The organism is Pseudobutyrivibrio xylanivorans (assembly GCF_008935055.1).
In the GTDB taxonomy this organism is placed as follows: domain Bacteria; phylum Bacillota; class Clostridia; order Lachnospirales; family Lachnospiraceae; genus Pseudobutyrivibrio; species Pseudobutyrivibrio xylanivorans_A.
Genome location: NZ_CP043028.1, coordinates 2370651 through 2396302, shown reverse-complemented (window position 1 = coordinate 2396302; position 25652 = coordinate 2370651). Strand labels below are relative to the sequence as shown.

The window sequence follows — 25652 nt, the reverse complement described above, 5'->3', positions numbered from 1 at the left end:
TACTATGTTTAACCGGAGGGCGCTATGGCATCGGATTCATCAATTATTGAACTTAATATTGCCGGAATGCTTGATAAAATTCTTAGTGATCTTGAAGAACACAACAGATTAACTGAAAAGAAAATTGGCAAACATCATTCCGACCAGTTAATGGAAAATAAAGAAAATGAGCTTTACCATGACACCTACTACTTCGAGCAGGAATACTATTCCTATGTTGAGAAAGGTGATGTAGAGGGATTAAAAGAATTCATTAAAAAGATTCCTAATATGAATGTTGGGCGAACTGCTACAGATTCTGTTCGTCAGGCTAAAAATCTTTTTATTGCCTCTACTACTCTTATCACAAGACGTGCCATAGACGGTGGTTTAGACATAGAAACAGCTTACCAGTTATCAGACTCATATATCTTAGAAGCTGAGAAAATGTCTGATGTTAATGCCATTAATATTTTAAATATGACCTGCATCATTGATTTCGCAAAACGTGTTTCCGAAGCAAAGGTTCCTATGGGGATGTCAAAGGAAATCTTTTCTGTTATTCAATACATATCTAATCACGTAAATACGAATATCACTGTAGAGCAAATAGCTGAAGAGCTTCACGTGGACAGAAGTACTCTATCTAAAAAATTCAAGCGTGAGCTTGGCTTTAACATCAGTACCTACATCATGCGCCGCAAATTAGAAGAAGCAAAGAGCCTCCTCCATTACACTGACAAAACTATCAGCGAAATCAGTGAGTATCTTTGCTTCTCATCACAGAGCTATTTTCAAAATGTATTTAAAGCAAAATACGGCATTACTCCTAAGGACTATCGCAATCAGCCTTTATAGGTCATAGGATCCAAATCCTAAAACTTTAGTCTCGTTGCCTGGAAGAATAACCTGTGCTGTGGTATTGGAAGGAATTTCTATGTGGTACTCATATGTGCCATCCTCCTTCTTTTTCCAGCTGCTGGTTACAGTTCCATATATACTGTCATAACTAAAGCTTGCATTTGTAAAGCTTCCGCCTGGATGTGGTGCAATCACAAAGTGATTCTCACCTGCAATCTTTACTCCGCACATTTCATCAAATACCCACTCACAGACGGCCCCCTTTGAGTAGTGGTTAAGGGATGCTATTCCGCCACCCTTACCATTGTCAGATGTTGGACCATCCCAGTCCTCCCAGATTGTGGTAGCGCCAGTTTTAGGCATGTATAACCAGCCTGGCTTCTCCTCATTTTCAAGAAGCTTATAAGCATATTCAATATCAATCTGCTGAAGCACGTAAAGAATTAATGGAGTTGATAAAAATCCAGTTCCAACTCTCCAATTATAATTTTCGAGAGCTTTAATAAGTCTATGCTTCGCAAATACGTTTTGATCCTCATTTAAAAGATTGAAATATAATGGGCGTACAAGCTTAGCCTGTCTTTCAGTATCAAGTTTGAAGCCTTCTGTTTCTACCAACTTTTGATATGTGCGCTTTGCACCATCACGATACTCCTTGTATTTTGGAATATCATTTACTCTTCCAAGCTCTTCTGCAATCTCCACCATGAGAGACATTACATAAGAAAGATAAGCTGTAGCAACCTCAGGCTGAGACTTAATAAAATCCTTCCAACTCATAGAATGAACCTCTGCAGGCTCAGCCCACTCACCGTAATGCTGTCCAATATTGTAGAGATACTTTCTATCTTCTTTACCAAGCTTCACCTTTTCAGAATTCATAAACTTGGTTTTGCCGGTTCTACTAATCATATAATGAGCATACTTTTTCATATTCTCATAGTACTTTTCAATAATCTGCTTATCTCCGTACTTTTTCCATAAACGATATGGAATCATAATACCGGCATCAGACCAACCTGTAGAACCATTCATAACACGCATATACGAATCAGTTCCTCCCTCTGGAGCAATCTGTGGAAAGCATCCATCCTCTGTCTGCCAATCGCATAAGTCATTCTCATATTTCAAAGCGAATGGAGCATAATTAACCATGTAGCTTGCGGTATTTGCAAAAAGCTGAGCATCTCCTGACCAGCCATGACGCTCCCTAGTAGGGCAATCCGTAGGAAGATCTGCTGAATTATTCTTAAGCGACCAAAGTGTATTAGCTACAAATTTGTTTAACAATTCATTTGAACTGTCAAAACTAAAGGTTCTGTCAAAATTAGAATAAACTGCAATAGCAGTGAAATCTTCAGGATTAATTTCAAAATCAGCCTCTACTAACACATACTGAAATCCAAAGATTGCAAAACGAGTCTTGTAATTATTTGCTCCATCTTTACAAAAATACTCTACCTGCTGAAGAGGAGTTACCAAATCTTTTCTGGCGCATTGAATATTCTTCTGGGTAAATTCGCCATCACTATCTAACTTCTCTCCAAAACGCAAGAAGATACGTTGTCCCACCTTGGCTGTTACATTAAATTCGATATAGCCTGCAATATTCTGACCAAAATCAAGAACTGTTTTCCCTGATGGTGTCTTAATTAGCTTAGGATTTGTTAATCTCTCATTTTCTGTAAGAGAAAAATTATTTGACGCAGAAGGTGTTATATTATGATTTGTAGTCTTGGCAAATGCCCAATTCGCATTTACGAAGTCTTCCAATCTAGCATCGTAAATTTCTCCATCTTTATTATCGGCAAATCTTATAGGGCCGTCATTTGTCCACTGCCAGTTGTCATCGGTCACAACATAATCCACTGTTCCATCTGTATATCTGATTTCTATCTGTGCAATGAGCTTTGTCTCAGAACCATAATAGTTCTTCATTCCCCATGCACCTACGGAGCCTCTATACCAACCATCGGCTAACATAAAGCTCAGCTGGTTTTCACCACTACGTATTTGCGATGTGATATCTACGGTCTGGTACTGAATTCTCTTTCTATAATCTGTAATTCCTGGTGCAAGACAGAAATCACCTATCTTTTCTCCATTAATCTGACCTTCATAAATACCGCAGGCTGTCATATATGCTCTTGCAGATTTTACCTTTTTATCACTTGGAATCAGAAATGACTTTTTGAAGCAGTCCACTGGATATCTTTTCTTTTTATCTACTTCATAATTGCCAGTAATCCACTCTGCTCTCCAGTCATCTGCATCAAGTAATCCTATTTCAAAAGTAGCTAAGTCGCTTACTTCACCAGCCTCATCATTTTCATCCCAAAGCTGCACCTGCCACTGAATATAATCACGACTTTTTAGCTTATTTCCGCTCCACGGGATAAGATGCATCTGGTTAGATGTAACCTTTCCTGTGTTCATCACTTCATTTCCATCTGAATTATAAGCTATAATCTGGTAAGCACTCTGTCTAATTCCACCCTCACAGTTCCAACTAAATCTTGGTTCTGTGACATCAATCCCAATAGGATTTGTTAAGTATTCAGTTTTTAAGTTAATTGCTTTCATTACCTTCTCCACTTCTATAGATACATTTTTCTATGAATTCTACCTTTTGTCACAGACGACTTATTGTAGATATGTGAAATATATTGTATATATGTGTTCTACTATTTTCTTCTTATCTTTCTTTCCATCTTTTCATGCATAATTGGAAGTAAAAATTCCATTTTAATAATTGCACCAATGATTGCTACTGTTGCACCAAACATAATTCCTAAAATATTGCTTGTAATTAATGAGAAAAGATAACCTACAAGAATAGAAAAAGCGCCTAAAACTACTATCAGTTTATTCTGAATAGATAAAGTCTCTCCTCTTTTCATAGCTTCTCGCGCATAGAAGATTGCTCCAAAAATTTCAGTAAGCATCACAATTAAAACAAGTAAGACTTCGCTTCCTCTGCCAAAATGACAGTCCACCATCATCATGCTTACAATACCAGTCAAAATATACATGTTTCCTAATAACATAATAAAACCTCATTTCTAACAAACAGCTTCAGCGCTCTTTCGCTGAAGAATTTCTTCCTGTTCCTTTTCAATTACCTTTTCCACATCAAGGTAGTGTAATAAAACAGCGCAAACCAAACCTGTGACTGCCTCAAGGCCTACAAAAAAAATCGTAATTACGTTTTGTGTTGCATCACTCTGAACCACACCTGTAGTTACCCCAGTAGCCACATCAAACACTGGTGCTACATACCCTGATAAACTAAGTCCAAGATTTAAAACACCCGTAGCCACTCCCGCTGCTACAGTCGTAATAATTGAATATACAGACATGGCCATACCATCACATCTAAAGTGATGTTTCCACTCCAAATGATCCAATACATCTGCAAATAAAGCCATGAAGATATATGCTGAAGGCAATGCTCCAATGTTCTTAATAAACTGACCTCCAAGGACTACAGGAAGACTCTTTGGTGCAATAAAACAAATCAAACTTCCAAAGGCCATAAGAATAAAGCCTGCCACAGTGGTATTCTTCTTACCAAACTTCTTTGCTATAGGCCACACAGCAAATAGTCCGATTCCCATAGGTAATCCCCCTAAAATCGATACCAGTGATTGAGTATATCCATCGTTATAGGTACCAAGCACATAATTGCAGTAATAAACGAGAGATGTGTTTTTCAACTGAGCTGCAACTAGATTTATCGCAAAATAGGCAAAAATAATAAGGCAGTATTTATCTGAAAAGATTGCTTTTAACTGCTGTCTTCCTGTAGGCTGTTGCTTTTCTAAATCCTCTGCCTTTCCTGCATCCTCTAAAGTAATTCTCTCTCTTGTGAAGTAGTACTCTAAAACTATTAGCGGAAATGCGATAATCGAAAGTGTCGATATAGTAATTAACCACAACTTTTGATTAGCACCAATGACAGGAAGTATCACTGCTGGGAAAAATAATGCACCTAAGATTCCTGTCATCATAGTGTTGGCGATATTGTTTAATACTGAAAGGTTCCCTCGTTGTTCAATTTTTCTAGTAGATAATGGAACCATAAGATTGTGGCTCATATTAAACAGATTAAATGCCAACCCATAAAACAGATTAAAGGAAACTACTACCCATACAGATTGAACAGTCACGTTGCTACTTGGTACTATACAAAGCAATATTCCGCTAAACATTATCAGCGGTGCCGAAAGTAATAACCAAGGTCTGGCTTTCCCTTCTTTAGTCTTTGTCTTATCAATCCATCTTCCAATTACAATATTTATGAATGCGCCTAACATTCTTGATACAATTGGAAAAATCGCCAAAAACAAACCCGCCCCGACCACAGTCAGATTTAGGACATCCGTATAAAATACATTTAAATATGAGGCTAAGACCCCATTCAGAAGCAGAGCTCCTGTGGGGCCTAGTAGATAGCCTAAATATTTTTCTTTTTTAGTTGTGTCTTCCGAGCTAATTCTTGAAGCCAAAAAATGGCTGTCAAAAATCTTATTTACTTTAGTAACCAAAGATTATTCTCCTCGCATTGAAATAGAATTTACTTTCTTATCCATGATGTCTTTGCAAAGTTTCATAGAATCAGCAATAGCGCCTTCAATATCATCTGGCTGAACGCCAAGCTTTTCAGCGCCTTCTTCTTTATCTATAAAAAGGTTACTACATTGAAGTGCTGCAAACTTCACCATATGAAGTCCCCCCTGAATATTATTTTTCTTTTGCTCCTTCATAAGCTGTGCTCCACCAAGTTTGTAAAGAAAATCTGGAATAGTGGTCACCTTCTTGTATGGATAACCAAGTGCTTTGCTTGCAATTCCAAGAAGCTCAATCCAAGTTTTGTTGTAATAGCCAATTGGATAACAGTTACCGCCCTTATTAAGCTCGATTGCTCCAGCAATTGCCTGACCAACCTGCTTTACAGTAACCATGGTTGAACCACCCTTTGGGTAAAGGATGCTATTCTTTGAGCCTTCAATCTGCTCAGCTAAAAACATCCATACTGGCTTTCTACCTGGCTGAGTTCCAAAAATATATGGAAGCTCAAGTACAGCAACATCAAAGCTATCATCAGCAAAAGACATAGCCGCATTTTCCTGATCGATTCTCGAACGAATATAAGGATGATGCTTAGTAAGATCTAACTCTTTTCTAGTCTTTGCAAAATAAGCAAAGTAAGAACCGCAAATAGCTACATGCTTTACTCCAACTCGTTTTGCAATAGCGAGCAATCTGTTGATTGGATCGATGTTGTACTTCTTGTACAAATCATAGATTGGCGCTGGACCTTCTACTCTTTCATCTACACCTGCTGCAAATACAAAACCTTCGCAACCTGTCATGTACTTTTCGATTTCCTCATCAGTCATCTCAAGATAATTACCATATTCAATTTTCATTTCTGGCGGAAGAACTGCTCCCTCTGGAAGTGGAGGAAGTGCCACTGACAATACCTCATGTCCTCTTGAAATCAATTCTCTTGCTGCCTCAGAACCAAGTAATCCTGTACCGCCAATCATAAATATTTTCATTCCATTACACCTCTAATTCATTAACAATTTTGGGATATTCCCTAAGTTCATCCTCGTCATGAAGTGGATTCCATACCTGTGCAAAGAACTTATCCTTTTTAGCACGTTTTCCATAATTCCATGACTTGCGCTCACATTCATCACACCAGTGACCGCCCTCGAGAATAAGCCTTGGGCTACCTGTAAAGTAATGTCCAAACTGGCAAGTAAATTGCAGTGGAGTTTTCCAATCTCCTGTTGTCATGCTAGCGGAATCACAAGTACCTCCTCTAAATTCTGCTGCATACTTCATATCTTCTAGTGTAAGTTCCGCCTCTGGCTTTGTCTCATCATATCCATGATCTATATGTACTACTGATGACCAGTCTTTAAATCCACTTACATCACTAATCTTTTCAGGAATCATTTCCCAGGCTTTCTTGCCACCCCAGTATGCATCGATGTGAGCTTCATCATTTTCATTTATCCAGCGACGAGTTCCATGCTCACCTAGCTGATATTTCATGAATGTTTTTCTGATAATCCAGCCCATAAATTTCTGTCCACCAGGAAGCTTGTTTATTGCTTTTGCAAATGGCTTTGCAGCGCCAAGCTCCTTTAAGTATGCATCATAGAAATACTGCATTGAATCGCTTCTAAAATGTAAGTAACTTTCCAGCTTATCTGAATCCAAATAATACTGCCCATGGAAATTTCTTGTGGCATTGTACTTTGGCTCGATAACCGTATCTAATGAAGTAAATCCCATTTCACCATACATTTTTCTGTACATATCAATTGTGGCAACTCTACATTCTTCACCGCCGCCAATATTGTAAATATGGCACCAGAAATCCTCTGGTAAGCTTCCCTTACTATCAAAGGCTGCAAGATTTTTCATTGCTCTTCCACTGTCTCTATCAGAAACATACTCAAGTACATTATCAAGACAATTATGAAACTGGATGTCATCTCTAATTTTTGCCATTGCCGGTCCAATAATTCCAGTCTGTCTAAGGCTCACCCAATACTTAAGGCCTGATTCTACGACAAGTCTCTCTGCTGCGACCTTTGAAACTGCATAATAGTCATACATACTAGGTTTGATTGGATCACCTACGCGGCCCCAGTGAATTGGTGGCATTCTGTCACCAGTTTCTGCAACAGTTCCAATTGAAACATACTTTGTAGTGTCCTGTTGACCTAACTCATAGATTGCATTTATAAAATTCTTTGTGCTGCCATAATTGACTTCCATGGCCTTCTTTGGAAAATAATCTGCAGCTGGTGAAACGAAAGCTGCTATATGAATAATGAGGTCACATCCCTTAACCGCATTTTTTACAACCGCGTAATCAGTCAAGTCTCCCATCATAACTGTCACTCTCTCATTTGCTTTAAAAGGTAACAATTTCTCTTTTGTCTTATTGTTTGGTAAATCAAGTGCAACAATCTCATAATTGCCATTATCCTCTACCATCTGTTTAAGTGACTCTAAGCCCATACCTCCAGCGGCACCTGTTAATAAAACTTTCTTTCTATTACTCATGTTGTAAACTCCTTATAATTTGATTCTTGCACAAGAGTTTTGTTTTCATTTATCTGTCTATGTCGTATAATATAGACACAGTGTACGGTTTACAACTTGCAATATTTTTTAGAACGTATTGTTTAATACACTTTCGAATAATGTGTAGTGTTAAGAACATAAGTATCCAAATGCGAATTGTTTAAAATCTTAAAAATTTGTTAAATGTCTTAAGGAGAAATAAAATGGCAGTAAAAAACAATCGAAGAACTTTGGTAACCAAAAGAATTCTCAAGGAATCTCTTCTCCAATTGATGGAAGAAAAGCCTATTTCAAAGATATCTATAAAGGAAATCTGTGAGATTTCAGAAATGAGTCGCTCAACCTTCTACCTGCATTATCAAGATCAGTTTGAGTTATTAAAGGATATTGAAAATGAAGTTTTAGAAAAATCATTTGAAGCTCTTAAAGATGTAGGAAGCGACTTCAATACAATTGAATCTATTGAAGCCTTCCTTAACTATGTTAAATCAAATAAAGAAACTTTCGGCGTATTATTCTGCCAGGCAGACACCGAAGATTTCCAAAATGCTATTATTAAAAAGGTCGAAGCCCATGTAATGGAATCTATTCCTGATATTGAACAGACACCACACGATCGCTATATTTTTACATTTATCATGCAAGGCTCCATGAGTGTGCTTCGTTCATGGATAAAAACTGACTTTGATATGCCACTACCTGAATTGGCAAATCTTATCTTCAATTGCTGCCATAATATCAATACCACTGCAATGTAGAGTGAGCGATTTCATGAATCAGCGTCTTTAATGTCTATTATAATAATCTTTCAATGCAGGTTGCAGTTCGACATCAGTTGGCACAATTCGCCCTGATGAAACATATTCCTCAGTAAGCTGTGTAATTCTCATATCAATAAATACATCTAATTCTGAAGCAGTAAGCTTCTTATATATGATTTTCATTCGCCCCCCTCACAATCCTAAAGATTATCTATTTCTTTTATAATTATAGCGAATCTATTTCATGCATAAAAGACCACATCTCAGCAGATAGTACCAACACTCTCTCAGGCAGTTCTAGATGCATTTTTCTTCCTAGTACTGCCCAAAACTCTTCACCAAGGCAGTACCACATGCAAAATCTCTTCTAGTACTGCCCAAAACTCTCCACCCAGGCAGTACCACATGCAAAAATTCTTCTAGTACTGCCCAAAACTCTTCACCCAGGCAGTACCACATGCAAAAATTCTTCTAGTACTGCCCAAAACTCTCCACCCAGGCAGTACCATATGCAAAATCTCTTCTAGTACTGCCCAAAACTCTCCACCCAGGCAGTACCACATGCAAAAATTCTTCTAGCACTGCCCATACACACAATATACTCCCTACAAAAAAATCCAGGTCTTCCAAAAACGGAAAACCTGGATTAAAAATCTAATTATGTTAGTTCTACAAATTATCGCCAATTACTTATTAGCGATAGCTGCCTGTGCTGTTATGCAAAACTACGACACTTTTTGCAATCCCTAAAAAGTCTCTATCACCTAATGGGATTTCGCATTCAGCTGTACAAATCATCTAATGTTAGCAATGATACCTTCTCAGCATCAGCGTTCTCAACAACCCACTTAGAAAAACCTGACAAAGAAAAATACATATACTGAACTTCCTCGAATTTTCTATCAATGAGCCCCTTTCTGTTCATCAGGTCTTCATAAACTGGCTTATCTATCTGTTCATTTTTGAACTTGCACTCTCCAAGAATTGCCTTCTTTCCAATTTCATCAATTACAACAACATCAATATCCGTTGGAATACGATCATGTCCCATCCCCCACCATTTTCCTACATTTGTAGTTATAGATTTTATAACTAAGTCTCATAAAGTCTCATTTATGCATGAGACTCAGTGAGACTATGGTGAGACTGCAATGAGACTTTCCTATATAAATCCCACCATTCAGCATTTTTCAATTAATACATAGTCTCATTTTGATGAGACTGATATGAGACTCAGTATTATAATTTCCACACAGATTCATTTTTATCATAAACAGCACCTGTGATTTTCTTTATCTTAGCATAGTCTCTAAATACTGTTGCCCCTGAAATATCAAACTCAGCCATAACCTGCTCTACAGTCAAATGTTTATTCTCACAGATTAAATTATAAATAGCCTGCTCTCTATCTGATAACTTCTTTTGATCGCTAGCCTCTTTAGCCGCTTCCTTATTTGAAGAAATAGATATGAAAGCATTGCTGATTATATGCTTCCCCCAATATACTCATTTCATGTTCTCTTCCTATGAAAATACTTCTCTCTACTACAAAAAATCACTCTACTAAAATGTCTTTTACTAAAATATATTTTAGCATAATTTTTCAGCGCATAATCTTTAAATGTCAATGTAGAATTCTACCCCTTATATCAATAATAGAGGGAAACACTCCCTCAAATACAAAAATCCCCAGTCCCCAGAAAAACGCCCAATCGTAATGATTAGACGTTACTAAATAATTCTAGGGCAAAAACATTAGAATCACTGTAGTTATCGGTTGAAAAATTTGCACGAAAAAAGCAGCAGACATAAGTCCACTGCTTTACTGTGCTTTGTAGCTATAATTAAGTTTTTACTTCTGGAGCTGCTTTGCTATGATTGCACGCTCTTTACCTTGTATACCACTAGCTGTAAGAGCCTGATCCAACGTCCATTTCATATTTTTCATCAAGGACTTAACAATATCAACTTTAGTCTGCTCAGCTCGTTCATCTGCAACTTTATCAGCTAACTTTGTAAATGATTCACACATAGCATCACGTCCTTTCTCAGTTTCTTTAAAATGTCTGACTCCATCTGCAAGCGGTTTAAAATAAATGTTATCAGCCTTCTTGCAATTAAAGTCATGTGCTAACTTACCGAAATCATCTTCGCCCCTATACTTACCATTAACGTAAATAATGTGAGCTCCATCATCAAAAGCTTTACCTGTTTCTCTGATAATCTTATCTACATGATATATCGGCCTGTTTTCTTTGAATTTGTCATGTTGACAAATGAAAATAACATAAGTGTCTTTCAGTTCCTTAAAATCTTGATTCTTCTTTAAAAGCCTTGAATCCATCATACTTTGATGAAATCTTGGTCTTCTAATATGGGAACCCTTTGTATTACGCTGAACCTCTACATCAAACTCTACACCATTTTCATCTACAGCATCAATATCAAGCTTGATATTTCTTCCACCTGGATATGGGCTCTTAAGTTCAACCTGACCTTTAACTCTGACAACCTTGACATCCTTACGTTCAAGAATAATCTGCAATAAAAGTTCTGTGGCTTCAATGTTTCCATCAAAAACCTTGCTCATAAGGTCATCATCGAATAAAGTTAAATCATCAATCGCTTTATCAAGCTCAGCGTTAATTTGGGCACTGAGCTCATTTCTAGAGGATTCATCCTCTGTAACCTTTTTCTTAGCCATACCTACTCCTCACATTAATAATAGCATCATACCACACCCAAAACAATTAGCAAAGGGCCGATTTAATGCAAACTTAATATGTGTAAAATGCACATCTACACTATAAAAAAGCGCAATTACCTGTCAAGATAACTATGCGTTCTTGTCTGCTGTATTTTAAGATGTCGTTCAAGTGCACTATGTTCATTTGCTCGCTCACGTTCTTCATTGCTTCTTCATCATCGTACCTTCATTCGTAAGTAGCTTCTCCCGAATTTTCCTTTCTTGAAAATGAATTGATAGTTACGCTCATGTCCATTCCTTGCGCTAAAAATGGACATAATAATAGACCAGTACGAATTTGATATGTACCCAGAGGTACTGGTCTATGTAAGGTTCGTTATTATTTCTTAATCTTCGTCACTTTTTTTCATTATAAATTGTGTTTCGAAAATCCTTCTATCATCTTTTGGATATAAAACACCTATAATCGTGGCATTTCCTAAACCATTTTCAAAACGAACTTCCTTTGAATGAACCATATAATAAAAATACTCGTTATCGTGATAAATCTTATACAACCAACCATCGCTTACTGTAGCCTTTATATTATTATGAGCTATCGTAGTTTCTTGTAGAAACTTGCCTTCTATATCACTTAACTCTGTTGATATTTCCTCTTTATTTATTTCATTAATTTTACCTCTGAATCCATAATATATTCCCTTATTAATTGCCTCTCGAATTAAGTACATTTTCTCATATAGTTCCTTTTCCTCTTCGGGCAATTCTTTATTATCATGAATCATCGAAATTGCTTCTTTAGTAAACGGTAAAAAACGACACTTTTCTCGCATATCTAAATATTTCTTTGCAGCATCAGTACTAATGAATCCCCTTTTCTTAGCATTATATAAATCAAAGTATTTTCCCATAAGAGTTCTTTTAACTGCAAGTTGAATATCTGAAATTGAATTTCTCATTCTAAATTTCCATTCTTTAGGAAGCATTTGATCCATATCTTGTCCAGATAGAGCTCCTGAAGAAACAACTTGAAAAACGTTTTCTAGTTCTATTGATGCCTCTGCTAACTTCTTGAAATCCTCATCATTATTTACAAGCTCAGCTGTTCGAATAAACATCTCCCTATCTTCAAATGTTTCATCCTCTAATATTCCACGATATGTATCATAAGCCATCGCCCATGCGGCAAAATAAAACTTCGTTTCTTGGTTGTTAACTAGCTGAGTAAACAAACTATATATAACTTCCTCGCCATATCTTTCCTCTATTCTATTTTGTATTTCTATAAAGTTTCGCCCCTCATTTGTTTTTCTCAGTAAACGACCAACCTTTATCGAATAATCTAATACGTTCATTTATCATTCCTTAGTTTTCTCTATAATTTTATATATCAACACTCTTGAAGTAATTCCACACAATCTTTTTACGTCTAATGTGGAAATGTAACACATTTCACGACCATGTATTAATTTATTTCTTGCATCCCTCGCATTTATCAATAGTTGCTTTTCTTCTTCTGAAATTGGAATATCCAATCGTCTTATCAACATATCTAACTTTGAATTAAAGCTATACTCCGATAGTTTTGCTTTTACCATTTTAGAAATACTATCATTCAAATCTTTAATGCCCTCCGGAGAAATGCCCTCGATAATCTCAAAACCAATTTTATTTACTAAATCATCAATAAGACTATTTTTCTCTTTCTTAGTAAACTCCTTCCTTTTCTCTTTCAACGCATACTCATTAAAAATATTGTATCCTTTTTCTCCATTAATAATAAACTCCAACGCTGTTGAGCAATATATTAATCTGTCGTACTTATCCTTTGCCCGCCAAGCTCGAACTATCCACTTAATTGCATGTTGCAACCTAAGTATTTTCTCATCTGAATCGTGTATTTTTCGAAAGAAAAGTTCTATCCAATCCTCATCAAATAAATATCCCGTATGATCATCTAACTGCACTGCATTTGGCGTTAACATATTATTATCTCTAAAGGTTATTGCATCACCTGAACTGCAGTTTTCAACATAGAATAGTGTGTCAACAAATATATTGGGCGTATGACTTTTTATATCCCAAACAGTTTTCTCTTTTTCACTTGTACCATACCAGTCAATAAATACATCATTTTTCAAGGCCAATGTAATAAAGTCACATGCAGAGTTTAGCAGTTGTTTTCCCTTTTCAAAGGCTTTAAACAATGATTCTTCTTTTACATTCACCCAAACCAAAGTTTTATCCCCTATAACCTTGGAATAATCTTTCATAAAATTATCAGATGTATTTATCTCTTCACCAAATCGCACCGCACCAATCACTAGATTTTTAGTGTTAGCATCTAAATAGTACAAAACAAAATGAGATATTCCCTTCAAGTATTGTATAATCAACAAATGGAGGAACTCATTATGTCACGTCAAAGAAAACAACACAGCAAGCAATTCAAGTTGGATGCCATCAACTATCGTAAGGAGCATCCTGATCTCACTCAATCAGAGTGTGCCAAGAACCTAGGAATAGGTGTCAGCACCTTGGCCCGTTGGGAATCTCAGTACAGAGACCACGATGGCGATATTCCTGTTCGTGGTTCGGGTAATTACGAATCAGATGAAGCGAAGGAAATCGCTAGATTGAAACGTGAGTTACGCGATGCTCAGGATGCACTTGATGTGTTAAAAAAAGCCATCAGCATTCTGGGGAAAAATTAACGGAAGCTATCTATACTGAAGTTTCCGCAAAGGTAGAGGCATCTAAAGTTACTGGACACCGTGTTTCTACTTCTGGAATGCTGAAATTTTTAGGTGTTTCTCGCTCTGGATATCGCTCTTTTCTTAATCGCAAGGTTTCTGCTACTAAGCAACGTAAAGAAGCGGTTAAAAAGAAAATCCAGACCATCTATGATGATTCTAAACAGAACTACGGAGCCCCTAAAATAGCACAGACTCTTCGCAATTCTGGAGAAACTATATCCGACCGCACTGTAGGTTTATACATGCGTGAAATGGGCATTAAAGCCCAGTGGGTGAAGCCTTGGACTACCACAACCAGAGACTCTGATTTTAGCAAAGAGCTTCACAACATCCTTGATGAACAATTCAATCCAGATAGACCAAATGCTGTTTGGTGTACTGATATCACATATATTTGGACTCAGAACGGATTTGTTTATCTGAACTGCGTCATGGACTTATTTGCCAGGAAAATCATTGCCTGGACCCTCGCAGAAACCATGGAGGTTTCTACTGTTATTGAAACTATTGAAAAAGCTAAGGCTAATCGAGACACTGATTTACCTTTGATTATCCACTCTGACCGTGGTAGTCAGTATGTTTCAAAGGCCTGGCAAGAAGCTACTGCAAAGATGCAGCGTAGCTACTCTCATAGTGGCTATCCTTATGATAACGCCTGCATCGAATCCTTCCATTCACTAATAAAAAGAGAATGGCTTAACAGATTTACCATTACCGATTACAGGCATGCATACATGCTTGTTTTTGAATACATTGAAGCATTCTATAACACCGTCAGGATTCATAGTCATTGTAACTATATGTCTCCTGATGAATATGAAAGGTTGTATGAAAGGGTGAAGTCTCCGTCAGTTGCTTAACTGGCAGAACCTCTCATTTTAATTTGTACTAAATCTTGACACAGGACCATTTCTATATTGACTTGCAAATTCCTAATTATGCCAACTATTAAATAATCTTCTATTTTCTTATTATCTATTCCCGGATATCTCAGTCCGTTGACATCACTATCCGCATTATTAACTAAAAAATCTACTAATTTAAATGGATGCACCCCCTTCTCACAAGTAAGAGCTCCCATATATGTTGATTGCATTATTTCCATTGGGTATGGCTGAATAAACAAAAGTGCCCCCTCTTCTAACGCAATAAATCGAACTATATTTCCGTTGTATTTAGCAATTTCATTTCTTAATTCAACTTCAAGTGAGCACTGTGTATACAAACTCATTTTCGTAATTAATTCCATATTCTCATCTTCGCCTATATACACAATCATTCCATCGCCGTTACGGCCAACACAAACACAATAATTCAATAATTTACACTTAATATCGCTCACATAAAATGCAGCTTTCACAGTAGATATCTCACATTCTGTAAGGACATTAATTGCATTTAAATAATCTTTCTCATTAAAACTCTCTTTATATATTATCTTATTTGAAGAATCAGTATTCTTTAGTCTTTGCCACAGTATTCTTTCAAGACTTCTAAACGCCGAATGTTGGTTTTGTGTGATTCCAATAGTATTTTTTGATAAATAATCTACAGTATAATAGCTAATATTCTTTCTTTTTTTGCATTGGAGCTCAACAATGCTATGTTCTGCATTTCCTACGAGCATCGCCGCATCGATAGTACAGTTCTCGTTACCAATAGTTATAGTGTCGCAGACAAACAACATTTCATGAATTGATTTAATATGTTTTTCCAAAATAAGCCCTCGCAAAACATTCTTTTATATATGAAAGCCCCTGAAATTTTAATTTCAGAGGCTTTGACATACCTTGTAATTCTTAATTGTACAAATACAATATTCCTACCCCAACCGTAGATTTATTATACATCATTTAGCTCTATAATAAGCTATTAAATTCACTTAAACCCTCACCACATCAAACATTTCTCCACTTTTCACCTTAATCCCTTGATGCAAAAACCGTTGTATATCCAACTTATTCCTCTCATCATACTCGCCAGTCTCCTTATAAAGTGGATGCTGGGTGACATCATATTTGTCCGACAAAAATGGACGTACACCTCGAAGCTGCAGGATGCACTTGTCACCATCCATTACTGCGATTTCATCCACGGTCATGAGGTCCTTTCCACTCTTCTGATAGTTCATGGAGTAGGAAGGATTGTTACCCCTACTTGCGCCGGTGTTATACATGTCGATGGTTTCCTTTCCAAGGAACTGAGATAAATCCTTCAGCGTTGTTGGCTCTGTACTTCCCAGGAACAACTGGGAATCCATATTCGGGCTGCATAGCGTTAAATACAGAATCCTGAATCATCACAGAATAAAAATCCCGATATTTTCGTGGCACTGATACAGTATTTTTATCAATCATACAGTTATATTTTCATTTCTAAAAAAATAACTGTACGTTTACAATCTCGCGTTTCGGTAATGCCACATATCAGCTTTTCAATCAGTGCCAGATACATTTTTTCTCTCTAGCGCCGTCCAGCTTATCACTTTTAAAGAAACATTATTATTTATTTCGTATTTTAAGAGAATATTAATACATAAAAAGCCCAGTCTCCAAAAGGGACTGGGCAAATTTTCATATTATGCAACGCATTCAAATAATCTCAGATTACTTGTTAGCGATTGCAGCCTGTGCTGGGACAGGCCTGTAACGTACATTTATCACTTAAAGATTGCAGATGCTGTTTTTTTTTCCAATCGGAAGCGTCTTGCTTATATACCTCATTACCGAATACTGGATTCAAATACCAGATAAATGCTCCGTGATCAAAAACAATCTGATCAACGAAATTATCAATCACAGTATCAGGTATCTTAGCCCTGGCATCAAAGGCAGTCATCTTGATAAACTCAGAAAGGCTATCAATGCGTCTGTCCTTTGCGCCATTATCTTCCAATTCTAAAACCCGTTGTCTGCATTCATCATTTAATTTCTCTAAGTTTGAAATCTGATCTTCTAATTTCTTTTTCTTACTGCGGAAGACCTCTCTGGAAATATCTCCATCTGCACACATATCAACCAGATTCGCCAGCTGTCTATTCAACTTCTCGATCTGACGATTGTTTGCTTCAAGCCTTTCTTTATCGTTTCTCTCAGGAGCCTTTACTTCAGCAACATCCTGTGCCATAGCCATAGCTTCCTTATAGATTGCTTCTTTATTACCAAGAAGCTTCTTGAAAACGAAATCCGCCTGAACCTCTAATTTCCATTCCATAAATGATGAGTTATCACAAATACCTTCGATATCAAGACCTTTTTTCAGTCTTCCTGCAGGAGTTCCTGTTCGTAACTGACCGTAGCACTGATAGATATAGCTAAGTGTTCCATCATTAGCCTTATGAGCAATCCTTCGATTCATTGCATGACCACAAGTACAAACAAGTTTATTGCCCCACAGATGCTTGCAAGGCGACTGCCCAATTGCTTTGCCATTCTTGTCTGTTTTCACGGACTTGTGTTTTTCTCTTAACTCCTGTGCTCTGTCAAAATCTTCCGGCGAAACCAGCTTCTCATGCGAACCTTCTACATATACCTTATCAACTGCCCCATGATTATTGATTTTCTTTTGAACCAGATAATCCGGAACGTATTGCTTACGGTATACGATTCTGCCGCAATAAAAAGGATTTCTAAGAACTCTGTTGATATTGCCAGACTGCCATCTGGTAAGGCCTGTGGCTGTCTTACGCCCTTCCTGCTCCATGATGTCCTGAATCTTACGAACACCATTACCTGCCAGGTAAAGTTCAAAGATTCTTTTTACAGTGTCAGCTTGTTCCTTATTTACAACAAGCTTATCACCAACTCTGTCATACCCAAGAATATTGCCATTGCCATATAGGACTCCATTCTTAAACGAAATCATCTGACCGGCTTTTACTCTCTGAGAAATCTTCTTGCTTTCATTCTGGGCCAAGGTAGCCATGATAGAAAGTCTAAGCTCTCCATCCTCATCATTCATTGTCCAGATATTATCTTCTGTGAACCACACCTCCACACCATATGTTTTGAGGGTTCTGGTCTGCTGCAGTGTATCCACTGTGTTTCTTGCAAACCTAGATACCTCTCTGGTAACAATTAGATCAAACTTCTTTTCTTTTGCATCCTTGAGCATTCGCATAAAAGACTCACGCTTATGAATAGATGTACCGGTAATACCTTCATCAATATATCTATCTACTAACGTCCAGTCTGCATGCCTGCTCAAAATATCATCATAGTACTGCACCTGATTTTCCAATGCAGATATCTGCGCCTCATGCTCTGTAGAAACACGGGCGTAGATGGCAACTTTTCTCGCCATATCGCACCTCGCATTCCTCAATCAAGCTGTACTAGATGAGATCTAGACACAGCTTAATTATATAATTATTATCTTGTTTACTCAACGGGTATATTGCGTTTTTTCGCGATATACCGCAGTTCTTCGTCAGTTATCTTTCCTTCTTTGTTAAGCTGCTTCATAATGTCAAAAGCAGCATATTTAATAGCCATTTCCTCAGCTTCCGGAGGAAATGTAAGCTCTTTTAACTCTTTCATGGTCACTCCTCCTATAGCTTTTCAACGAAATAGTTTTCCATATAAGAAATCAGCTCACAATGAATACGGCTTGCCTTTCTTCTGACAACCGGAACAGATACACCAGCTTCCTCTGCCAGTGTGTAGTAGTCCTTCTCCTGCTTAAGAAGCGGAATGATAAGTTCCTGTTCCTTCACACTAAGTGCATGCAGGTGTCTTCTGAAAGAAGCGTATTCATCAGCCATCATCACAATGACATACTCTCTTCTTTTGAATTCCTGTACCAGAGCCGGATCTGATAAAGCATCCTCTGCTGAATTCAGTCCTTTGATAGCTCCCTCAAGCATTACATCAAGAACCGCTTCATCCGCTGTAGGATTACTATAGTTACCCAAATTCTGAATACGGACTCCAAGTTCATCTTTGTGATTGCTACGCTTCCTTTCCTTCTCTGCCTTGATTTCGTAGATCAGTCTCATCTTGCAATCCTCGATGATTCCCTGGAAGGAAGAGTAATTGGAATATATCAGCTCGGCCCTCTCCCTCGCTGACTTGTCACCGTAGCTTTCATAGATATTAACCATAGTGGCCATATACACCTCCTATATTCAGTTGTGCTTATGTCACTAGGCTGCGCGCCGCTTCGTAACTCTTTACAATAAACATGATAAAAGATGAACTATTATCTTTCGTCTGCATAATGAACACTTAAAGTGTGCAATTTGACAAAACAAAAAACGTCTGAGTTCTTCAGACGTTTCAGATTTTAATTAAATATCTCGGATTATAATTCGATTCTTTGGTGAATAAAGCTTTGTATATTTATCTCACAAACAAAAACAACAAATTAAGTTTTCTTCAACAAGGAGGGTACAAATCATGTTTGGAGACAAGAAGAAGCACAGTTGGAACTCATACGACGATGGTTATGAAGATGCATTTGAGGATGGTGACTTTGACGATGTTAGGTACAGTAAGGATTCACTGTATGCTGATGGCGTAGAAGATGGGTTTGATGATGCATACGAAGATGGTGGTGGCGATTGGGATTAATCGCCACCCAACCCACACACATTAGACAGGAGGTGATCCTATGGCAGGAACATTATTATCAGTAATTGGACATGCAGTTGTAGATGTTATCGTTGTAATCATTACAAAGAAGTGATTACCCAATATGTAAAGGAGGCTTTTTATGGCTGGAAAGAAGGATAATGTAGTTGTAGCAGTCATCGGAGATCTTACACCGAATCAGGCTGCCGAATTACAGAAGCAGATTGTAGTCGCAAAGAGTAAGTACGCACCACATGGTCGTGGAACTATCGCAACAGGAACTCGTGAAAATGTGGGTGTTCTTATTCAGTCAAATTCAACAGCAAATAAGCGCATCGCAAGACATGCGTAGGAAGTGAGGAAATATGAATTACGAATTATTAAACTTAGGTGACCGTGTTATAAATATCAATTCTGATTTTATCGCAATTGAACGTGATGATGGTTCAGTTGACCTTTTCAAGGTTACGGTTGAACCTGACGGAATCCATTTGGATATTAACAATCCTACTACTATTGGATATACCCCCGAAACAGAAACTCCTGTCATTGAAAGTTATGACACCGAGTCTGGCGTTCACATCGTAAATTTCTAGGAGGTATAGCCATGGCAAAGCGTGATAGTTCACACACACAGATTCAGCGGCTTGGCAAGATCCGCGACATGAATATTTGCCAGGCCTGCGGAAGTACTGTCTCTCCCGAGGGGCATCACATCATCAATTTTCAGTATGGAGGTAATGCCCATATCGACAACATTGTTACCCTTTGTCATAACTGTCATAAGCAGGTGCACAGAGGTAATATCGACATTATTAAGTTTTAAGGAGGTGTTCACATGAGTGGAATCGTAGCACAGTTTAAGAGGTGTCCAAAATGTAAGCAGATTTACGATGCAAATAGCGGAATGGGTTTATTTACATGCCCTTATTGCTTAATGTTACCAAAACATATTCCTACACCTGGAAAGAAAAGACCACCCCATTGGCCATTCTAAATCCATCTAATCAAATTGACAGAATATAGAATTAAACCGATAATTAGTACATGATACTAGAAAGGAGGCATATCATGGAAAGCCTTCCAAGTGAAGCTCTTACCCATAATGGGCGGTTTCATACAGATGATGTTTTTTCAGCAGCATTGTTGAAAATTTTGAATCCAGAGATTTCAATAAAAAGAATGCCCGCTGTTCCACCTCATTATAAGGGTCTCGTATTTGATTTATCAGATGGCGAATATGACCATCATTCTACAAATTTGAAATATCGTGAAAACGGAGTTCCGTATGCATCTTTTGGCTTATTATGGAAAAAGTTTGGTCCATCTTTAGTCGGAGAAAATGCAGCTCGCACCTTTGATGAATCTTTCATTCAGCCGCTCGACACACAAGATAACTACGGTGGAAATAATATGCTCTGTCGTGCTATAACACAGGCTAATCCCAAGTGGGACAGTTCTGATGATCCAGATAAGTGCTTTTTTAAGGCTGTAGACATGGCTAAATTCATCCTTCAGAACGAAATTGAAAGTATGAAAAGCACTGACCATGCAGCCAAAATCGTCAAAGACGCCCTATCAAAACAGCATAACGGAATTGTAACTCTTTCCATTGGTGTTCCATGGAAGTCAATTTTGATTCCCGAACCAGTATACTTTGTCATTTACCCTTCAACCAGAGGCGGTTTTAATGCTCAGGCTGTCCCTATAAGCATTGAGTCAAATGAATGCAAAATCTACTTTCCGGAAACCTGGCGAGGACAAACAGAATCATTATCAAGTATTACCGGTATTCCCGATTTAACCTTCTGCCATTCAAGTGGTTATTTAGTAGCAACAAAATCTATCGACGCAGCTATCAAAGCTTGTGAAACTGCAATAAAGAACGCCCCATAACACATTGGCTAGGAGCGTTCTTTTTATTTAATCTTCATCGTCATTAAAATCTGTGTTGATTCCTGAAATCTTAATTTCACTATCAGTGTTATACCCTGAAATATATACCAGTAACGCATACATAAAGTCTGGAATAAAATCATACCCACCTTTGTTGGTTATTTCCAATTTTAAGAACGAATATAATTTTGTATGATTACTAATCATAATTTCTAAGTATCTATACAACTTTAATAAATTCGTATTATTTAACGACAAATATTTTTTGTTAAGTGTTTCATTCTCTAAGGCTCTCAACCGTAGAATTCCAAGAATATATTCTAAGCAATATCTAATATCACTCAAGTCATCCTTATTTAACCTATCATATTCCACATCCTCTAGGCATGTACCTATAAACTCTACTGCATAATCAAAGAAATCCAACAATAGTTCAGAGTCATATTCGTAAAAGTTGAATACAAACTGTTCGTCATGCCATAGCGCCTTAGCAAGTATACCTATGACGATTTTTTTATCAGTAATTCTTTCTACCATTACCTTAAGAAAGGACTTCTGCATATCTGTCGTCATATTTCCAAGAGCACATCCAATTTCATACTCCAAGCGTATTTCACCATTAAAGTACATTCTTAGATATTCAGCTGCAATAGGGAAATACTCTTTTCCTACATTTGTTGCTGCTAATGAATAATCAATAAAGGCCTTGTTCTTATCCTTTGGATCATCATATTCATGGAATAAAGACAACCACGCTTCTTGATTACTCAAGAACGCCCTTCTAAACTCATCTGGGCAACCGTCCTCCGCAAGTGATCTATTATTAGCAAATAACACTCGCATCCAACGATTATAGAAGGAATTCACAAAATGCTTTGGTGGAGTGCCTGCTATATGAATTCTCTTAGCCACCTTATACTTTTTAGGCCTATACGGACCATAGTCCTCATTATGAATGTTTATCGCAGACAATTTTCCCGTTTTCTTATTTCTGATGACCTCAAAAGATATAGAATCAAGATTCTCATCAAATTCATCTGGATTATCAAACTTATCTGCTAATACGGCAATTGTTGTTTCTTCACCCTCATACTCAAACTCCAAAACTGCCATTACCGATCCTTGATTATTTGTAAACCATACACTGTCGCGTGTTCTTGCTGCCCAAACATCATCTATTTTGTATCGTGTAACTTGTTGATCTGTAGAATCCTCTAACAGAAAAGAAATTCCATCCCAATAACGAGGTTTTTGAGATCCTTTTTCCCAATCCCATTCACTCCATCTAACTAAAACCTTCTCCCCTTCATTGGTTACATGATAAAACTCACCGCACTTCTGCCCTTTCCAATTACTTTCTACCTTCTCATTGGTCAAATCATGAGTTTCATATCCTTTGCCAATCAGTTCGAATTTTTCAGTTAATATATTTATCACGTCAATATTTTCGTTGTTTCTTCCAATGTATGTTCTAAGTTCTTCCCATGACAATTTACGTGGAAACGCCGGAACTGGATTATTCATCCACTCATATTCCTCAAAATTCTTCCATTCTACTTTTGCCTCCGCAAACTTAGCCATTATAGGATCGATCGGCCTAAATATAAGTGTAAATGGTTCCTCTGCACCATAATGATATACCATATCCAACACGCATTCTGCATCCTGTTCTAGAGGAAACTTTGAATTCTTAACAACCGCTTCATATTGCATCTTTCTTGCACTATCTTCCTGTACAAGTCTGAAGTGGTATTCTGCTTCTCCCTTAGGCAAAACGAATGTATTGGATATTTCAATTTTTTGTGGTTCAAATATAGGTAGAACAGTAGCATCCTTGATTAAGTCGAATTTATCATACAAAAGTTTAATCGAAAGATTTGGCAAGTGATCGTGCCATAACGATACATCCGTATCCAACTTTAGACTTTCGTAAATACTCACGCCATACAAAGCACTACACTTATCAATATACTGGATAAAATTATCCTTTCCAGTTAAATTATCAACTAAAGAAAGAATATGTATCTGCGCATCTCCAATAATTCCTTGCTGCTTACTTAAAAACAAACTAATCTCATCATCTATATTAAAGATCATGTTTTGAAGTATTTCCGATAATTCTTCACTAACAGTGAACCATGAGGAATCATCAATCAATACAGATAACATTCTAGTTTCTGAGATTAAACCTTCAAGTCCAAAAAGCTGATATAATTTTCGTGCTTTATCACAACCAGCCTTTTCAAGGCAATCGATTATTTTGTCACTGATCTTACTTTTAACGGAAATGGTTGCGGTTGGATGTCTTTCCCATACGACACCTTTATATTCAGGAATATCATATGATAATTTCTCATCATATTCACCCTTAATCAAAGTCATAGTAAGTTCATCATCTAACAAATTCACTATTAACAAGAAATCATCGGGTTCGAAATATTCAGCAAAATCATCGGTTACCATGTAGTCAAAAGCTACACCTATGCTCATTGGCATACTACTAACATTTCTATATGCCATTCTAGCAGCCTTATATATTTTACTAAGCTGAAATTCATTATATACATCCGGAAAAACATATGAAAACTGTTTTGCAGAGATATAGCCCTCCATCATATGCATCAATCGTTGCAATTGATCAAATGATTCACTGTCCACCGCATAAGGAATAGTATATGTTTGTGTCACACCATGCATCATACTAATAGCCCTTGTGGTATCGCATGGCAAGTAAAATTTTCTCTTATCCCCGTAGATATCCTCAGTATAGTATGTTTGCTGTAATACTCGTTCCTCTAAATATCTTAGTTCTTCTCCATCCACTAAATAATTAGGATGTAAAGCAAACAGATCAATTACAACATTATCACATTTCTCATTGGTCACAGTTTGTTCTAGCGAAGCACCTTCTTTTGGCAATCCAATTTTCGACGCATACAATAATGTGTATTTATATATATTACCTACATTTACTGAAAAACTATTTCCTTTGTCCTCACCAGCTACAAAAATCGCAATTCTACCATCTTTTATTTCAGCCAAAACTTCTTTAGTATCGACAGTCATCGTTATGGTTTGTCCAGATATAGCTATACTATATGCCTTACCCTTGGAATCTAAAAATTTTACCTTTTCACTTCCATAGTGAATTAGATAATTATCGTAATCAATTTCCAAAGGCATTTGCACAATTTTTACACGCCCCTGTATTTGAGTCAAAAACTCAAAATAAAAGATTGTCGCAAGGCGCGCATCAGCATTTTGACTATCTGCAAGAATCAACTCATCTAGTGATTTTAAAGAATTCCAGGCAGTCCATATCTTTTTGTAATTCTGATCCGACAAAAGAGTGTTATTTGGTGGCAAATTTTCCCATCTACGAATCTCTTTTAAGTCGGTTCTATACAAAAATGAAGCCAATTCATTACATATATCCTTCTCTCCTACTGGTCTGTTAGCCTCCGGAATATATTTCAACTTTACTGTCAGAATTTCCAATAATTCCCTAACAAACTCTACAAAAAGTCGATTTTCACCCGTATCATAGCTCATTCTACGTTGAACAGCTAACACATTATTTCCAGCTGATGAAACCTTCTGTTTTATATTTCTTCCAGATTGTCTACTTAACCAATTTAATCCTTGACTATTAATTTCCTTTACTTTATATGAGGGCATCATAACATTCTCACGTATTATTCTTTCCCTCATATTTTTTGAAATTATCCTAAAAGCATCTATTGCACTATCGACTATATTTGATAGCGCATCTTCTCGTGACTCTTCTCTTCTCTGCTTATATAAGTTATCCTCAATAAATTGACTAAGACTATAATCTGTGAATTCCTTTTCAGTATTACTTTGCAACTTTATTATCCAATTTTGAATATAAAGCATAAGCAAAGCCTCTGCCTTGGCTCCACTGTTTGTATCATCAGTAAAGGACTTACAATATTTTTCGTAGCTATCTATTTCCTTCACTATAGGATCCCCCTTTGATACATATTAT

General features: G+C 37.0%; 26 protein-coding genes and 1 pseudogene. 10 read left to right on the top strand and 17 right to left on the bottom strand.

Annotation, left to right across the window (positions count from 1 at the left end):
• Positions 1–24 precede the first annotated feature (24 nt).
• Positions 25–837: an AraC family transcriptional regulator gene (locus tag FXF36_RS10755; RefSeq protein ID WP_151623943.1), complete on the top strand. Its 813-nt coding sequence runs from the start codon at positions 25–27 to the stop codon at positions 835–837.
• Here FXF36_RS10755 and FXF36_RS10750 read toward each other — a convergent pair.
• The 5 genes from FXF36_RS10750 to FXF36_RS10730 form a co-directional block, all read right to left on the bottom strand.
• Positions 832–3423, bottom strand: a complete 2592-nt coding sequence (locus FXF36_RS10750) for an alpha-L-rhamnosidase (protein WP_151623941.1) — start codon at positions 3421–3423, stop codon at positions 832–834. The two genes, FXF36_RS10755 and FXF36_RS10750, sit on opposite strands and share 6 nt — an antisense overlap.
• Positions 3424–3524: 101 nt before the next feature.
• Entirely contained in the window at positions 3525–3887 is a 363-nt protein-coding gene (locus FXF36_RS10745; protein ID WP_090162862.1) for a hypothetical protein, read from the bottom strand.
• 15 nt (positions 3888–3902) lie between these two features.
• Positions 3903–5348 (bottom strand): MFS transporter, encoded by a 1446-nt coding sequence (locus FXF36_RS10740; protein ID WP_243143613.1) that lies wholly within the window; start codon positions 5346–5348, stop codon positions 3903–3905.
• Between the two features lie 42 nt (positions 5349–5390).
• Entirely contained in the window at positions 5391–6404 is a 1014-nt protein-coding gene (locus tag FXF36_RS10735) for an NAD-dependent epimerase/dehydratase family protein (protein ID WP_151623939.1), read from the bottom strand.
• Between the two features lie 4 nt (positions 6405–6408).
• Positions 6409–7932 carry an NAD-dependent epimerase/dehydratase family protein gene (locus FXF36_RS10730; RefSeq protein WP_151623937.1) on the bottom strand — a complete coding sequence of 508 codons (1524 nt, stop codon included), beginning with the start codon at positions 7930–7932 and terminating at the stop codon, positions 6409–6411.
• 224 nt (positions 7933–8156) lie between these two features.
• Between FXF36_RS10730 and FXF36_RS10725 the strand changes: the two genes are divergently transcribed.
• On the top strand, positions 8157–8711 hold the full coding sequence (locus tag FXF36_RS10725) for a TetR/AcrR family transcriptional regulator (RefSeq protein ID WP_151623935.1): 555 nt from the start codon (positions 8157–8159) through the stop codon (positions 8709–8711).
• Between the two features lie 27 nt (positions 8712–8738).
• On the opposite strand, the gene FXF36_RS10720 is transcribed toward FXF36_RS10725, so the two are convergent.
• The 6 genes from FXF36_RS10720 to FXF36_RS10695 form a co-directional block, all read right to left on the bottom strand.
• A complete protein-coding gene (locus tag FXF36_RS10720) occupies positions 8739–8897 on the bottom strand; it encodes a hypothetical protein (protein WP_243143500.1) in 159 nt (52 codons plus the stop codon).
• A gap of 598 nt (positions 8898–9495) precedes the next feature.
• Positions 9496–9795: a DUF234 domain-containing protein gene (locus FXF36_RS10715; RefSeq protein ID WP_263008663.1), complete on the bottom strand. Its 300-nt coding sequence runs from the start codon at positions 9793–9795 to the stop codon at positions 9496–9498.
• A 158-nt stretch (positions 9796–9953) separates the two neighbouring features.
• Positions 9954–10109, bottom strand: coding sequence for a DeoR family transcriptional regulator (locus tag FXF36_RS16620; RefSeq protein WP_263008662.1), 156 nt, complete (start codon positions 10107–10109; stop codon positions 9954–9956).
• Positions 10110–10566: 457 nt separating this feature from the next.
• Positions 10567–11418, bottom strand: a complete 852-nt coding sequence (locus tag FXF36_RS10705) for a PD-(D/E)XK nuclease family transposase (RefSeq protein ID WP_151623931.1) — start codon at positions 11416–11418, stop codon at positions 10567–10569.
• Positions 11419–11807: 389 nt separating this feature from the next.
• The gene (locus FXF36_RS10700) at positions 11808–12776 is read right to left on the bottom strand and encodes a hypothetical protein (protein WP_151623929.1); all 969 of its coding nucleotides are present in this window, start codon (positions 12774–12776) and stop codon (positions 11808–11810) included.
• Positions 12777–12779: 3 nt separating this feature from the next.
• Positions 12780–13778, bottom strand: coding sequence for a hypothetical protein (locus tag FXF36_RS10695; protein WP_151623927.1), 999 nt, complete (start codon positions 13776–13778; stop codon positions 12780–12782).
• A 57-nt stretch (positions 13779–13835) separates the two neighbouring features.
• On the opposite strand from FXF36_RS10695, the gene FXF36_RS10690 reads away from it, so the two are divergent.
• Both FXF36_RS10690 and FXF36_RS10685 read left to right on the top strand, forming a co-directional pair.
• Entirely contained in the window at positions 13836–14135 is a 300-nt protein-coding gene (locus FXF36_RS10690) for a transposase (protein WP_151622876.1), read from the top strand.
• 8 nt (positions 14136–14143) lie between these two features.
• Positions 14144–15037: an IS3 family transposase gene (locus FXF36_RS10685; RefSeq protein ID WP_151622877.1), complete on the top strand. Its 894-nt coding sequence runs from the start codon at positions 14144–14146 to the stop codon at positions 15035–15037.
• Here the strand turns inward: FXF36_RS10685 and FXF36_RS10680 are convergent.
• From FXF36_RS10680 to FXF36_RS10665, 5 genes and pseudogenes are all read right to left on the bottom strand, one after another.
• On the bottom strand, positions 15034–15894 hold the full coding sequence (locus tag FXF36_RS10680; protein WP_151623924.1) for a hypothetical protein: 861 nt from the start codon (positions 15892–15894) through the stop codon (positions 15034–15036). The genes FXF36_RS10685 and FXF36_RS10680 overlap by 4 nt on opposite strands.
• 165 nt (positions 15895–16059) lie before the next feature.
• Positions 16060–16440: pseudogene (locus FXF36_RS10675) on the bottom strand (TraM recognition domain-containing protein); the annotation flags it as partial.
• A gap of 350 nt (positions 16441–16790) precedes the next feature.
• Positions 16791–18479, bottom strand: coding sequence for a recombinase family protein (locus FXF36_RS10670; RefSeq protein WP_151623921.1), 1689 nt, complete (start codon positions 18477–18479; stop codon positions 16791–16793).
• 77 nt (positions 18480–18556) lie between these two features.
• Positions 18557–18715 (bottom strand): hypothetical protein, encoded by a 159-nt coding sequence (locus tag FXF36_RS16365; RefSeq protein ID WP_167511365.1) that lies wholly within the window; start codon positions 18713–18715, stop codon positions 18557–18559.
• Positions 18716–18726: 11 nt separating this feature from the next.
• Positions 18727–19287, bottom strand: coding sequence for a hypothetical protein (locus FXF36_RS10665; RefSeq protein WP_151623919.1), 561 nt, complete (start codon positions 19285–19287; stop codon positions 18727–18729).
• 286 nt (positions 19288–19573) lie between these two features.
• Between FXF36_RS10665 and FXF36_RS16360 the strand changes: the two genes are divergently transcribed.
• The 6 genes from FXF36_RS16360 to FXF36_RS10645 all read left to right on the top strand — a co-directional run bounded on the left by FXF36_RS16360 (position 19574) and on the right by FXF36_RS10645 (position 21643).
• Positions 19574–19747, top strand: coding sequence for a hypothetical protein (locus FXF36_RS16360; protein WP_167511364.1), 174 nt, complete (start codon positions 19574–19576; stop codon positions 19745–19747).
• Positions 19748–19889: 142 nt separating this feature from the next.
• A complete protein-coding gene (locus FXF36_RS10660) occupies positions 19890–20099 on the top strand; it encodes a hypothetical protein (protein WP_151623917.1) in 210 nt (69 codons plus the stop codon).
• A 13-nt stretch (positions 20100–20112) separates the two neighbouring features.
• On the top strand, positions 20113–20343 hold the full coding sequence (locus tag FXF36_RS10655) for a hypothetical protein (RefSeq protein ID WP_151623915.1): 231 nt from the start codon (positions 20113–20115) through the stop codon (positions 20341–20343).
• Positions 20344–20354: 11 nt separating this feature from the next.
• The gene (locus FXF36_RS10650; protein ID WP_151623913.1) at positions 20355–20573 is read left to right on the top strand and encodes an HNH endonuclease; all 219 of its coding nucleotides are present in this window, start codon (positions 20355–20357) and stop codon (positions 20571–20573) included.
• 12 nt (positions 20574–20585) lie between these two features.
• Complete coding sequence (locus FXF36_RS16355; RefSeq protein WP_167511363.1) at positions 20586–20744, top strand: hypothetical protein; 159 nt, start codon at positions 20586–20588, stop codon at positions 20742–20744.
• Positions 20745–20818: 74 nt separating this feature from the next.
• A complete protein-coding gene (locus FXF36_RS10645; protein ID WP_151623911.1) occupies positions 20819–21643 on the top strand; it encodes an MYG1 family protein in 825 nt (274 codons plus the stop codon).
• Positions 21644–21670: 27 nt separating this feature from the next.
• Here FXF36_RS10645 and FXF36_RS10640 read toward each other — a convergent pair whose 3' ends face one another.
• On the bottom strand, positions 21671–25624 hold the full coding sequence (locus FXF36_RS10640; RefSeq protein ID WP_151623909.1) for a DUF2357 domain-containing protein: 3954 nt from the start codon (positions 25622–25624) through the stop codon (positions 21671–21673).
• Positions 25625–25652: the final 28 nt, after the last annotated feature.